Genomic DNA, 12,342 nt, shown 5'->3' with positions numbered 1-12,342 from the left:
TGCAGGGTGTCGAACGGCCGAAAGGGGGACGAACCCGTCGGAATGCCCCGTAGACTCCGCCACCGCCGACCATCCGGAGAGGAGGGGCGTCTTCCGCCGGCACGCCGGACGCGGAGGCGCGACTCGCGATGACACAAGATCTCTCATCACCGCCGGGTCCCCCGCCCGGGGCGCCGGGGGAGGGCCCCGCCGGCCCCGCGCCCGAGAGCGCGGCCGACCGCAAGCACGGCACCGACTGGGTCGTCTTCGGCGTGGGCGCGGCGCTGGCCGTGATCTTCGTCGTGTGGGGCGTCGTCGGTACCGAGAGCCTCTCCGCCGCGTCGAGCGCCATGCTCAGCGGCGTCATCCGCGGCGGCGGGTGGGGCTTCATCCTCGCCGCCACCGGCTTCGTCGTGTTCGCGCTGTGGCTGGCGTTCAGCCGCTTCGGGCGCATCCGGCTGGGCCACGACGACGAGCAGCCCGAGTTCCGCACCGTCTCGTGGATCGCGATGATGTTCAGCGCGGGCATGGGGATCGGGCTGATGTTCTACGGCGTCGCCGAGCCGCTGTCCTTCTTCACCGAGCCGCCGCCCGGCTCCGTGGTGCCCGGTGACCAGGTCGGCGCGCTGCGCACGGCCATGGCGACGTCGCTGTTCCACTGGACGCTGCACCCGTGGGCGATCTACGCGGTGGTCGGCCTGGCCATCGCCTACTCGACGTTCCGCAAGGGACGCCGCCAGCTCATCAGCTCGGCGTTCATCCCGCTCATCGGCACCCGGGCGGCCAACGGCGCCGTCGGCCGGGTCATCGACATCATCGCGATCTTCGCGACGATCTTCGGATCGGCCGCGTCGCTGGGTCTCGGCGCGCTGCAGATCGGCGGTGGCCTCGACGCCACCGGGTTCTGGCCCGGTGCCGGCAACGAGGTGCTCGTCCCGCTGATCATCGTGCTGACCGCGGCCTTCGTGCTGTCGGCGGTGTCCGGCGTCGCCAAGGGCATCCAGTGGCTGTCGAACATCAACATGGTGCTCGCCGGCGTGCTGGCGCTGTTCGTGTTCGTCGTCGGGCCGACGGTGATCATCCTCGACCTGCTGCCCACCGCGGTCGGCGCCTACATCGGCGACTGGGCCGAGATGGTCGGGCGCACCGAGGCCACGGGCGGCGCGGCGATGCTCGACTGGCTCAGCTCGTGGACGGTCTTCTACTGGGCGTGGTGGATCTCCTGGACGCCCTTCGTCGGCATGTTCCTGGCCAAGATCAGCCGGGGTCGCACCATCCGCCAGTTCGTCGGCGGCGTGATCCTCGTGCCCAGCCTCGTGAGCCTCGTCTGGTTCGCGATCTTCGGTGGCGCGGCGATCAGCCAGCAGCAGGCCGGCCTGAACCCGGCCGCGGCCGGCACCGAGCAGCAGCTGTTCGCCGTGCTCGCGCAGTACCCGTGGGCCACGTTCACCGGGCTGCTGGTCATGGTGCTGGTGGCGATCTTCTTCGTCTCCGGCGCGGACGCCGCGTCCATCGTCACCGGCACGCTCTCGCAGCGGGGCACCGACGAGCCGTCGCGCTGGGTGGTCATCTTCTGGGGCACCGTGATGGGCGCCGTCGCGATCATCATGCTGCTCGTGGGCGGCGAGGACGCGCTGTCCGGCCTGCAGAGCCTCACCATCCTGGTCGCCGCGCCGTTCGTGGTGATCATGGTGTTCCTCTGCATCGCGTTCATGCGCGACCTCAACCACGACCCGATCGTCCTGCGCGAGAGCAAGGGCCTCGAGGTCATGGAGCAGGCGGTCGACTACGGGACCGAGCGCCACGGCGAGGACTTCTACCTGAACGTCCAGGCGTTCCCGGCCTCGAGCACGCGGCGGGCCGAGGGCGGGGAGTCCACCGGGCCGACGTACGCCGACGTCCGGGGCGTCCAGGACCCGTTCGCCGGGGAGGCCGACGACGCGGCCACGGGGCGCTCCGTCCCGCGCGACGACGACCCCGGGGGCACCGAGGTCGTGGACACCGGCCCCGGCGCCCAGGCCGAGTCCGCCGCGCCGGGCGACCGGACGGAGCCGGCCGGGCGGCCGAGCGCCGACCGGGAGTAGCACCGCACGACGGCGAGCGCCGGGTCCCCACTCCGGGGGCCCGGCCTTCGCCGTTCCCGGACCGCGCCGTTCAGCCCGTGCGGCAGGCCGCGCAGATGCCGAGGATCTCCACGGTGTGCGAGACCTCGGCGAAGCCGTGCTGCAGGGCGACGCGCTCCGCCCAGTGCTCGACGGCCGGGCCCTCCACCTCGACGGTCTTGCCGCAGGACCGGCAGACGAGGTGGTGGTGGTGGTGCTCGGAGCAGCGCCGGTAGGAGGCCTCGCCGGTGCCGGTGCGCAGCACGTCGATCTCGCCGGCGTCGGCGAGGGCCTGCAGGGTGCGGTAGACCGTGGTCAGGCCGATGCCGTCCCCGCGGCGGCGGAGCTCCTCGTGGATCTCCTGCGCGGACCGGAAGTCCGTGAGCTCGTCGAGCAGGTCCGCGATCGCCGCGCGCTGGCGGGTCGCCCGTTGCCCCGGCACCGACGGGGCGCGCGAACCGGTCACGGGTCCTCCTCCACGTGGGTCACGGCGTCGACGACGATGTGGGCGAGGTGGTCGTCGACCAGGCGATAGACCACCTCGCGGCCCCGCCGGTCGCCGCGCACCACGCCGGCGGCCTTGAGCACGCGCAGGTGCTGGCTGATCAGGGGCTGGGTGACGGCGAGGGCGTCGACCAGCTCGTGCACGCAGCGCGGCGAGCTGCGCAGCTGCAGCACGATGGCGATGCGCACGGGCGCGGCGAGGGCGCGCAGCAGGTCGCCCGCGGCGACGAGCGCCTCGGACCCCGGTGTCTCGGCGATCGGCGCGGGCGCGTCGTGCTCGTGCAGGTCGGGGGGCACCACGTCGGGTCCGGCTCCGGTCGACGGCGCGCTCACGCGACCACCTGCCCCACGGCGATCGCGACGAGCACCACGAGGCACAGCACGCGCACGGCGCGTTCGCCGGGGGAGAGCCGCGGCCACGTGGCGGCGAGCAGGGCGGCGACGCCCAGCGCGAGCAGCCCCAGCAGCACCGCGCCGACCGTCCCGCCGAGGAGCACCCCGGCGGCGAACACCGCGGCGACGACGACGAACACGACGACCGCGGGGACCCGCGCCAGCGGTCCCTCGCCCGGCAGCATCCGTCCCCGGCGCCGGGCGAACGGCGGCCGTGCCCGTCCCGGTCCGCGATCGGTCACGCCCGGCCTCCCGTCCTCGTCGTCCCCCGCGCCCTACGCTGTCCCTATCGATGGTGACACTCGTTGTCGACTCGTGGGGGAGGAGGCCCGGGTGCTGCTGGTCTGCCGCTTCGCGCCGGCCCCCGGCGACGCCGCGGGCTTCCTCGAGCGGGCCCGCCGGGCGGTGGCCCTGCTCGCGGCGCAGCCCGGGTGCGACGGCGTCGACCTGGCCCGGGCGATCGAGGAGCCGGACCGCTGGGTGCTCGTCGCCCGCTTCGCCACCGTCACCGCCTACCGGCGGGCGCTGCAGCCGTTCGACGTGCGCGAGCACGTCGTGCCGCTGCTCTCCGAGGCGCTGACCGACGAGCCGGCCGCCTACGAGCGCGGCCTGGTCGCCGGGCCGGAGGGCCTGACCGAGCACCCGAGCCTGCTCGCCGACCGCGCCGGGGGGCCGCCACCCGGCGACTGAGGGCTCCCGCCGCCGATCGCTACGCTGGGTGCACCCGCCAGGTCCGGCGAGCCCCAGCGATCCCCTGCGATTCCCGGAGTACCACCGTGCCCACCCCCACCGGCAGCGCCCGCATCGAGACCGTGGTCAACCTCTGCAAGCGCCGCGGTTTCGTCTTCCCCTCCGGGGAGATCTACGGCGGGACGCGGTCGGCCTGGGACTACGGCCCCCTGGGCGTCGAGCTCAAGGAGAACCTCAAGCGCCAGTGGTGGAAGGCCGTCGTCAACGGCCGCGACGACGTCGTGGGCCTCGACTCCAGCGTGATCCTGCCGCGCCAGGTGTGGGTCGCGTCCGGTCACGTCGACGTGTTCACCGACCCGCTGGTCGAGTGCACGAGCTGTCACCGCCGCTTCCGCGCCGACCAGCTCGCCGAGGACTTCGCCGAGCGCACCGGCGGCCCGTCGCTGGAGTCGACCGACGCCGAGGGTCACGTCCACTTCGACCTGTCGAACGTCCCGTGCCCGAACTGCGGCACGCGCGGCCAGTACACGCCGCCGCGCGAGTTCAACATGATGCTCAAGACGTACCTGGGCCCGGTGGAGTCCGAGGAGGGCCTGCACTACCTGCGGCCCGAGACCGCGCAGGGCATCTTCGTGAACTTCGCCAACGTGATGTCCGCGGCGCGCAAGAAGCCGCCGTTCGGCATCGGCCAGATGGGCAAGAGCTTCCGGAACGAGATCACGCCCGGCAACTTCATCTTCCGCACGCGCGAGTTCGAGCAGATGGAGATGGAGTTCTTCGTCGAGCCCGGCTCCGACGAGCAGTGGCACCAGTACTGGATCGACGAGCGCACCCGCTGGTACACCGACCTGGGCATCTCGGCAGACAACCTGCGGCACTACGAGCACCCCAAGGAGAAGCTCTCCCACTACTCGAAGCGCACCGTCGACATCGAGTACCGGTTCGGCTTCAACGCCGGCCAGGAGTGGGGCGAGCTCGAGGGCATCGCGAACCGCACCGATTTCGACCTCACCACGCACTCGAACAGCAGCGGCGTCGACCTGAGCTACTACGACCAGGCCACCGACTCGCGCTACCGCCCGTACGTCATCGAGCCGGCCGCGGGCGTGGGCCGCTCGATGATGACGTTCCTGCTCGAGGCCTACACCGAGGACGAGGCGCCCAACGCCAAGGGTGGTGTCGACAAGCGCACGGTGCTCAAGCTCGACCCGCGCCTCGCGCCGGTCAAGGCCGCGGTGCTGCCCCTGTCGCGCAACGCCGACCTCTCGCCGGTGGCCCGTGACGTCGCGGCCCGCCTGCGTCGGCACTGGAACGTCGAGTTCGACGACGCCGGCGCCATCGGCCGCCGCTACCGGCGCCAGGACGAGATCGGCACCCCGTTCTGCGTGACGGTCGACTTCGACACGCTCAACGACCAGGCCGTCACCGTCCGGCACCGCGACGCGATGACCCAGGAGCGCGTGGGTCTCGACCAGCTCGAGGGCTACCTCGCCGGGCGTCTCGTCGGCTGCTGAGGTCCGCTCGCCTACCCTGGGGCCCGTGAGCGACCTGACCGCGGTGGCCGACGTCCTCGCCCGCGGCGACGAGGCGCGGGCCGTGGTCCGCGTGCTCGACCGGCACGGGTTCGGCACCGTCGAGCCCGGCCAGCTGCTCGTCGCCGGCGCCGACGGCGCGCTGGGCGGGGTGCTGCTGCGCGGCGCGCTGGACGCCGACGCCGCGGCGCTGGCCCGCGACGCGCGCGCGGCGCCGCGCGTCCTCGAGGCCCACGTGGCCGAGGACGACGCCGTCGCGGCGGGCCTCGCCTGCGCGGGCGGGGCGACCCTGCTGGGCCACCCCCTCGCGGCCGCGCCGTCCCGGGCGCTGGCCGCCGCGTTCGCGCGCGGCGTGCCGGCGGCGCTGGTGACGCGGGCGGACGGTAGCGCCTCGCTGGCCGCCACCGGCGGCGAGCTGGACGTCGTCGAGGGCTCGCTGGGCTTCGCGGCCGTCGACGCGGCGGCCGTCGCCCATGTCCGCGGGCTGCTGCGCCGCGGCGCCACGGCCACCGAGCGCGTGGTGCTCGAGGACGGCGCCGACGTGCTGGTCGACCTCTGGGTCCCGGTGCCCACCGTGGTGGTCGTCGGCCCCGGGGCGATCGCCGACGCGCTGGCCGCGCAGGCGCAGGTCCTGGGCTGGTCGCACCGCCGCGCCGACACGGTGGCCGAGGCCGACGCCGCGGTCGCCGCGTTCACCGATGCCGACGTGCTGGTGCTGCTCGACCACGACCCCGCGTTCGACGCCGTGCTGCGGACCGGGGTGCACGGCCGCGGCTTCCTCGGGGCGCTGGGCTCGCGGCGCACGCAGGCCGCGCGGCGGGAGCGCCTGCTCGCCGCCGGGGTCACCGAGGACCAGCTCGCGCGCATCCACGGCCCCGTGGGCCTCGACCTGGGTGCGCGCACGCCGGCCGAGACCGCGGTGTCGGTCGTCGCCGAGGTCCTCGCCGCCCGCAGCGGGCGCGACCCCTCGGCGCTGGTCCGCGCGACGGGGCAGATCGGCGCGTGAGTCCCGGTCCCCGCTCCCTCGACGCCCCGCCGACGCCCGCGCGCAGCGCGCTCCGGTGGGCGCCCCGCATCGTGCTCGGGGCCCTGGTCGTCGCCCTGCTCCTGGTCGGGGGGACCGCGATCCGGGTGTGGCAGCTCGGGCGCACCGACGAGCGCCAGCCGGTCGACATGATCGTCGTGCTGGGCGCCGCGCAGTACGACGGTGAACCCTCGCCGGTGTTCCGCGCGCGGTTGCAGCACGCCCTCGAGCTCTACGAGGAGGGCGTGGCGCCGCGCATCGTCACCGTCGGCGGGGCCGCGGCGGGCGACGCGTTCACTGAGGCGCAGGCCGGCGAGCAGTGGCTCGTCGAGAACGGCGTGCCGGGCCAGGCGCTGCTGCCGGTGGACGAGGGCACCGACACCTTCGGCAGCTTCGAGGCCGTCGCCGCGGTGGCCGAGCAGCGGGGCTGGAACTCGGCGGTGCTGGTCAGCGACCCGTGGCACTCGCTGCGCTCGCGCACCATGGCCGCCGACGTCGGCCTCGACGCCACCACGTCGCCCACCAAGCGCGGCCCGGTGGTGCAGACCCGCGAGACCCAGTTCCGCTACATCGTCCGCGAGACCGGGGCGCTGATCTACTACCACCTCACCCACGGGTCGTCGGACTTCTCCGACCCCGGGCTCGGCTGATGCCCGCGGCACACCGCGCCGCGCGCCTGTTCGACGAGGCGCCCAAGGCGGGTCCCGACCGGCGCTCACCGTTCGCCCGCGACCGGGCCCGGGTGCTGCACTCGGCGGCCCTGCGGCGGCTGGCCGGCAAGACCCAGGTGGTGGGGCCCGACGAGGACGCCGAGGTCACCGGTGTTCCGCGCAACCGCCTCACGCACTCGCTCGAGGTGGCCCAGATCGGGCGCGGCATGGCCGAGGAGCTCGGCGCCGACCCCGACGTGGTCGACACCGCGGGCCTGGCCCACGACATCGGCCACCCGCCGTTCGGCCACAACGGCGAGCGCGCCCTGCACGCGCTCGCGGCCGACTGCGGCGGCTTCGAGGGCAACGCCCAGACCCTGCGCATCCTCACGCGGCTCGAGCCCAAGGTGCTCGACGATGACCGTTGCCGGGGCCTCAACCTGACCCGCGCCGTCCTCGACGCCTGCGTGAAATACCCGTGGACGCGGCGGGCGGGCACCCGCAAGTTCGGGGTGTACGGCGACGACGCGGGCGTCTTCGCGTGGATCCGGGACGGCGCGCCGCCGGAGCGCCGCTGCGTCGAGGCGCAGATCATGGACTGGGCCGACGACGTCGCGTACTCCGTGCACGACCTCGAGGACGGCATCCTGGCCGGACGCATCGTGCTCGGGTGGCTCGCCCGCCCCGCCGAGCGGGCCGAGCTCGCCGCGCTGGCCGCCGAGTCGTTCTCCTCGGCGCCCGCCGCCGACCTCGAGGCCGCGGCCGGGGCGCTCGCCGAGCTGCCCGCCGTCCGCGCCGCCGCGGCCCACGGCCCGCACGACGGCTCGCTGGCCGCCACGGCCGCGCTCAAGCACCTGACCAGCGAGCTCGTCGGGCGCTTCGTGTCCACCGCGGTCGACGCGACGGACGAGGTGGTCGGCGACCCGATCCCGCCCGGGCACGGCGCCGACCTCGTCGTCCCGGCGGCGATCGGGGCCGAGGTGGCCGTGCTCAAGGCGGCGGCGCTGCGCTGGGTCATGCGCGACCCGGCGCGGCTGGCGGTGCAGGCCGACCAGCGCGCGCTGGTCACCGAGCTGGTCGAGCGCCTGCACGCCGACGCCCCGCGTGCCCTCGATCCCGCGTTCGCCCCGGCGTGGGAGGCTGCGCCCGACGACGCCGCGCGGCTGCGGGTGGTCGTCGACCAGGTGGCGGTGCTGACCGACGCCGGGGCACAGCGGTGGTGCGCCCGCCTGCGCGCGAACGTCGCGGGGCGGGGCACCGCGGTGGGCGCCGGCGGGTGAGGCGAGCAGGGCGGGGAGGCCGGTGACGACCCTCGGCACCCGCGCGACGACCCACGCCCGCGCGTCCCTCACGGGGCCGCTGCCCGACCTGCTGCGCCGGCGGTCCGCCGCGGTGACCGCGGTCCTGCTGGCCGCGACCGTGCTCGCCTACGCCGCGCTCGTGGTGCACCGGGCGTGGATCAGCGACGACGGGCTGATCTTCCTGCGCACGGTCCGCCAGCTCCTCGCCGGGAACGGGCCCGTGTTCAACGTCGGCGAGCGGGTCGAGGCCAACACCTCGACGCTGTGGACCGCGGTGCTCGCGCTGCTGGCGCTCGTGCCCGGCGTGCGCCTCGAGCTGCTGTCGGTCGGTGCCGGGGTCGTGCTCTCGGTGGCCGCGCTGGCGCTGGCCCTCGACGCGTCGCGCCGGTTCGCCGCCCTCGGGCGCGTGGTGGTGCCCGCGGGGGCGCTGGTGCTGCTCGCCCTGCCGCCGTTCTGGGACTTCGGCACCTCGGGGCTGGAGACGTCGCTGACGTTCTGCTGGCTCGCGGGCCTGTGGTGGCTGCTGGTCGTGCGGTCGCAGCGTGCGCCGCAGCACTTCGCGCCCGCGCGCCGCCGCCCCGGGCGCGCCTGGCCCACGGCGTTCGTCGCCGGCCTCGGCCCGCTCGTGCGCCCGGACCTGGCGCTGGTCGGGGTGGTCGCGCTCGTCGTCCTCGTGCTGCTCGAGCAGCCGCGCAGCGCCCGCGCCTGGGCCCGGATCGCCGGGCTCGGGGCCGTGGCGGCGGCGCTCCCGCTCGCCTACGAGGTGTTCCGCGCCGGGTACTACGGCCTGCTCGTGCCCGCGACCGCGCTGGCCAAGGAGGCCGGGGTCCCGCGGTGGGAGCGCGGGGTGGTCTACCTGCGCGACCTCGTCTCGGCGTCCTGGCTCGGGGTGCCGGCGCTGGCCCTCGCGCTCGCCGCGGTGCTGCTCGCCCGCCCGGTGTGGCGCCGGCGCAGCCCGGGGCCCGCCGACGCCGACGCGCGCCGCACCCGCGCCTGGGACGACGTGGCCACCGCGGCCGTCGCGCTCGCCCCGCTCGTGGCGGGCACGGCGATGGTGGGATACGTCGTGCGCGTCGGCGGCGACTTCATGCACGCCCGGATGCTGCTGCCCGCGGTGTTCTGCCTGCTCCTGCCCGTGATGGCGCTGCCGCTGCGCCGGGTGACGGTGGTGCCGCTCGCCGTCGTGCTCGTGTGGGCCGGCGTCGCCGGGACGTCGCTGCGCCCGCCCTACGACGGCATCGGGCCGGGCGGCATCGCCGACGAGCGCGGCTTCTACACCGAGCTGCTCGCCGACCCGCACCCGCTGACCGCCGACGACTACCGCCGCCACCCCCACCTGCCTGCCGGCGTGGCCGCGGTCGCGCGGGCCGACGGGCCGGTGCTCGCGGTGCGGGCGCCCGGCGACGGCCCGGGCGGCCCGGAGTGGCAGCTCATCCCGCTGCGCCCCGGCGAGCCGAGCGGGCTGGTGTTCCTCAACCTCGGCGTGGCCGGCGCCCTCGCCCCGCTCGACGTGCGCGTCTCGGACACCGTGGGCCTGGTCGACCCGCTGGCCGCGCACTCCTCGATCGTGCCGTTCGGCCGGGTGGGCCACGACAAGTCGCTGCCCACCGCGTGGGACGTCGCCGCGGGCGGCGGCACCCCGCCCGACGACCGCGCCGCGAGCCCCGGCGACGTCGCCGCGGCCGCCCGGGCCCTGCAGTGCCCGGCCCTGCGCGAGCTCGACGCCTCGGTCCGCGCGCCCCTGACCACGGCGCGGTTCTGGGCCAACCTCACCGGCGCCGCCGACCGCACGGCCCTGCGCATCCCCCGCGACCCGGTGCTGGCGGAGCTCGCCTGCGCCGGAGCTTGAGCAGCGAACGGCCTATCGGCGTGCTCCCCTGATTGCTGCTCCTACGCGCACGAACTCCCCGTTCGCGTCGCGCCCGGGGGATCGGCGAGGATGCCGGGCGTGCAGCTGATCACCGTCGACGGTCACGCCCCGCAGATCGACCCGAGCGCGTGGATCGCGCCGGGCGCCGTCGTCGCCGGCCGCGTGACGGTCGGGGCCGAGTCGGGCGTCTGGTACACGACGGTCGTGCGGGCCGACATGGAGTCGGTGACGCTGGGGGAGGGGTCGAACCTCCAGGACGGCACCGTGGTCCACGCCGACCCCGGCTTCCCGGCGGTGATCGGCGACGGCGTCAGCGTCGGGCACCGCGTGGTCCTCCACGGCTGCACGGTCGAGGAGGGCTGCCTCATCGGCATGGGCGCGGTGGTGCTCAACGGCGCGACGATCGGGGCCGGTTCGCTGGTGGCGGCCGGTACGGTCGTGACCCAGGGCGCCACGATCCCGCCCGGGTCCCTCGTGGCCGGCGTCCCGGGGAAGGTCCGGCGTGAGCTCACCGACGACGAGCTCGCCGCCAACCGGGCCAACGCCGAGGCCTACCGCTACCTCCTCGGCCTCCACCGCGACGCCACCTCGGGGGACGACGCCACCGGCTGAGCAGGAGGCCGACCCGATGCAGTTCACCGTCACCGACGACGACACCGCCCTGGCGCTGGGCAGTGGCGACATCCCGGTCCTGGGCACGCCCCGACTGATCGCCTGGCTCGAGGCGGCGACGGTGGCCGAGGCCGCGCCGCGTCTCGGCCCCGGCCAGACCACCGTCGGCGCCGCCGTCCGCGTCCGGCACCGCCGTCCGACCCCGGTGGGCGGCACGGTCGACGTGTTCGCCTCGCTCATCACGGAGGGCGACCGGCTCACCTTCGACGTCAGCGCCGTCGACGGGGACGGCCACTACGTCGCCGACGGCGAGATCGACCGCGTCGTCGTCGATCGGGCCGCCTTTGGCTCCGCCTCGTGAGCGCTCGCCCGTGCCCCGGCACAGGCAAGCACGCACAGCCGCCGTCAGACGATCGAGTCCACGTACCCGCCGTCGACGCGCATCGCGGCGCCGGTGGTCGCGGACGCCAGCGGTGACGCCAGGTACGTCACGAGGTGCGCGATCTCCTCGGGCTCGATCAGCCGCTGCAGCAGCGACTGCGGCCGGTGCCGCCGCATGAACTCGCGCTGCGCCTCGTCCCACGGCAGCTCGTCCCCCACGAGCTGGCGCACGAAGTCCTCGACGCCCCCGGTGTGGGTCGCTGGCCACGTCGAGCACGCGCCCCCACCCGCGGGCGGTCATGCCCGGCAGGTAGAGCCGGATGAGGCGGGCCGCGGACAGCACGTTGACCTCGAAGTAGCGCCGCCAGTCGTCGTCGGTGATCTCCAGCGCGGGCTGCGCGCCGAAGATCCCCAGGTTGTTGACCAGCACGTCGACGTCCGGCTCCGCCTCCGCGACCGCGGCGGCACCCTCCGCGCTCGCCGCGTCCGCGGCGGCCCCGACGAGCTCCCCGCCGGTCTCGTCGCGCAGCTCGGCGACCGCGGCGTCTACCCGGTCGGCGGCGCGGCCGTTGACGACCACCCGCGCGCCGGCGCGGGCGAGGCCGGCGGCGATCGCCCGGCCGATGCCGCCGGTCGACCCGGTGACCAGCGCCGTGCGTCCGGACAGGTCGAGCTGCATGCGTCCTCCGTGACACGAGGCAGGCAACGATCAAGCGATCACCAGGCTGACGAGGAAGACCCGGCGCTCGTGGTCGATGATCCCGTAGACCAGGACCGCACGGCCGTCGCCGGAGGTGACGGCCCGCAGACCACTCGGGTTCAGCGCCACCCACGGCCGACCGAGCGTCCGCGGCGAGAGCTCGAGCGCCGCACGGACCTCGGCGAAGTCGGCGAGGAGATCGTCCGGGAGAGCACCGACCGAGTCGTCCAGCGGATCGACCTCGTACACGTCCGCCAGAGCCCCGCCCGGGCCCGCGTCACCCCGAACGGCTCGTCGGGCGGCACCGGCTCGCCGGTGACGATCTCCGCCGTCCGACGGACGACACGACGGAAGCGGACCGGGTCCGCCTGGACGAGCGCGACCCGGCGCCAGTCCTCGACCGTCTCGTGCAACGCGGTCAGATCGAGCGTCCGCCGCGCGTCGTCCAGGGCGGCCTCGTAGGCCGCATCGGAACCGGGCCGGTCGTCAGGAAGCAGGAACGAGCGGATGGTCGCCGGCGAGGCGCCCGGGAGGAGCGGATGCTCCGCCGGGGCGGAAGGCGCCGTGCCCGTCATGGCACGACGGTAGCGAACCGGTGTGACAT

Annotated in this window: 13 protein-coding genes and 2 pseudogenes; 9 read left to right on the top strand and 6 right to left on the bottom strand. The window is 75.3% G+C overall.

The window, feature by feature from the left end; all coding sequences use genetic code 11:
- Positions 1 to 128 precede the first annotated feature (128 nt).
- Positions 129 to 2,063: a BCCT family transporter gene (locus ACQPX6_RS21000; protein ID WP_433782364.1), complete on the top strand. Its 1,935-nt coding sequence runs from the start codon at positions 129 to 131 to the stop codon at positions 2,061 to 2,063.
- Between the two features lie 70 nt (positions 2,064 to 2,133).
- Here the strand turns inward: ACQPX6_RS21000 and ACQPX6_RS20995 are convergent, their stop codons facing one another.
- Genes ACQPX6_RS20995 through ACQPX6_RS20985 form a run of 3 tightly spaced genes read right to left on the bottom strand, consistent with a single transcriptional unit; the run spans position 2,134 to position 3,220 of the window.
- Positions 2,134 to 2,547, bottom strand: a complete 414-nt coding sequence (locus ACQPX6_RS20995) for a Fur family transcriptional regulator (protein ID WP_433782363.1) — start codon at positions 2,545 to 2,547, stop codon at positions 2,134 to 2,136.
- Complete coding sequence (locus ACQPX6_RS20990; protein WP_433782362.1) at positions 2,544 to 2,918, bottom strand: ArsR/SmtB family transcription factor; 375 nt, start codon at positions 2,916 to 2,918, stop codon at positions 2,544 to 2,546. The genes ACQPX6_RS20995 and ACQPX6_RS20990 overlap by 4 nt, the downstream gene beginning before the upstream one ends.
- Positions 2,915 to 3,220, bottom strand: a complete 306-nt coding sequence (locus ACQPX6_RS20985) for a DUF6703 family protein (RefSeq protein WP_433782361.1) — start codon at positions 3,218 to 3,220, stop codon at positions 2,915 to 2,917. The genes ACQPX6_RS20990 and ACQPX6_RS20985 overlap by 4 nt, the downstream gene beginning before the upstream one ends.
- A gap of 91 nt (positions 3,221 to 3,311) precedes the next feature.
- Here ACQPX6_RS20985 and ACQPX6_RS20980 point away from each other — a divergent pair, with 91 nt between their 5' ends.
- The 8 genes from ACQPX6_RS20980 (at position 3,312) to ACQPX6_RS20945 (ending at position 11,018) form a co-directional block, all read left to right on the top strand.
- Complete coding sequence (locus tag ACQPX6_RS20980) at positions 3,312 to 3,668, top strand: antibiotic biosynthesis monooxygenase family protein (protein ID WP_433782360.1); 357 nt, start codon at positions 3,312 to 3,314, stop codon at positions 3,666 to 3,668.
- A gap of 86 nt (positions 3,669 to 3,754) precedes the next feature.
- A complete protein-coding gene (locus tag ACQPX6_RS20975; RefSeq protein WP_433782359.1) occupies positions 3,755 to 5,182 on the top strand; it encodes a glycine--tRNA ligase in 1,428 nt (475 codons plus the stop codon).
- A 25-nt stretch (positions 5,183 to 5,207) separates the two neighbouring features.
- Positions 5,208 to 6,206, top strand: a complete 999-nt coding sequence (locus ACQPX6_RS20970) for an XdhC family protein (protein WP_433782358.1) — start codon at positions 5,208 to 5,210, stop codon at positions 6,204 to 6,206.
- Entirely contained in the window at positions 6,203 to 6,874 is a 672-nt protein-coding gene (locus tag ACQPX6_RS20965; protein ID WP_433782357.1) for a YdcF family protein, read from the top strand. The genes ACQPX6_RS20970 and ACQPX6_RS20965 overlap by 4 nt, the downstream gene beginning before the upstream one ends.
- Positions 6,874 to 8,154, top strand: a complete 1,281-nt coding sequence (locus tag ACQPX6_RS20960; RefSeq protein WP_433782356.1) for a deoxyguanosinetriphosphate triphosphohydrolase — start codon at positions 6,874 to 6,876, stop codon at positions 8,152 to 8,154. Before ACQPX6_RS20965 ends, ACQPX6_RS20960 begins: the two co-directional genes overlap by 1 nt.
- 22 nt (positions 8,155 to 8,176) lie before the next feature.
- On the top strand, positions 8,177 to 10,024 hold the full coding sequence (locus ACQPX6_RS20955) for a hypothetical protein (RefSeq protein WP_433782355.1): 1,848 nt from the start codon (positions 8,177 to 8,179) through the stop codon (positions 10,022 to 10,024).
- A gap of 105 nt (positions 10,025 to 10,129) precedes the next feature.
- Entirely contained in the window at positions 10,130 to 10,657 is a 528-nt protein-coding gene (locus ACQPX6_RS20950) for a gamma carbonic anhydrase family protein (protein WP_433788314.1), read from the top strand.
- A 16-nt stretch (positions 10,658 to 10,673) separates the two neighbouring features.
- A complete protein-coding gene (locus ACQPX6_RS20945) occupies positions 10,674 to 11,018 on the top strand; it encodes a thioesterase family protein (protein WP_433782354.1) in 345 nt (114 codons plus the stop codon).
- Positions 11,019 to 11,062: 44 nt separating this feature from the next.
- Here ACQPX6_RS20945 and ACQPX6_RS20940 read toward each other — a convergent pair.
- The 3 genes and pseudogenes from ACQPX6_RS20940 to ACQPX6_RS20930 form a co-directional block, all read right to left on the bottom strand.
- Positions 11,063 to 11,717, bottom strand: a pseudogene (locus ACQPX6_RS20940) (SDR family NAD(P)-dependent oxidoreductase).
- A 30-nt stretch (positions 11,718 to 11,747) separates the two neighbouring features.
- Positions 11,748 to 11,987, bottom strand: coding sequence for a hypothetical protein (locus ACQPX6_RS20935; RefSeq protein ID WP_433788420.1), 240 nt, complete (start codon positions 11,985 to 11,987; stop codon positions 11,748 to 11,750).
- Positions 11,988 to 12,016: 29 nt separating this feature from the next.
- Positions 12,017 to 12,313 (bottom strand): annotated as a pseudogene (locus ACQPX6_RS20930) (DUF6247 family protein); the annotation flags it as partial.
- Positions 12,314 to 12,342: the final 29 nt, after the last annotated feature.

Origin of the sequence: Actinomycetospora sp. CA-101289, assembly GCF_050955895.1 — a bacterium.
Classification (GTDB): Bacteria; Actinomycetota; Actinomycetes; order Mycobacteriales; family Pseudonocardiaceae; genus Actinomycetospora.
The sequence above is the reverse complement of the archived record's forward strand: the minus strand, read 5'-3'. Positions and strand labels throughout refer to the sequence as shown.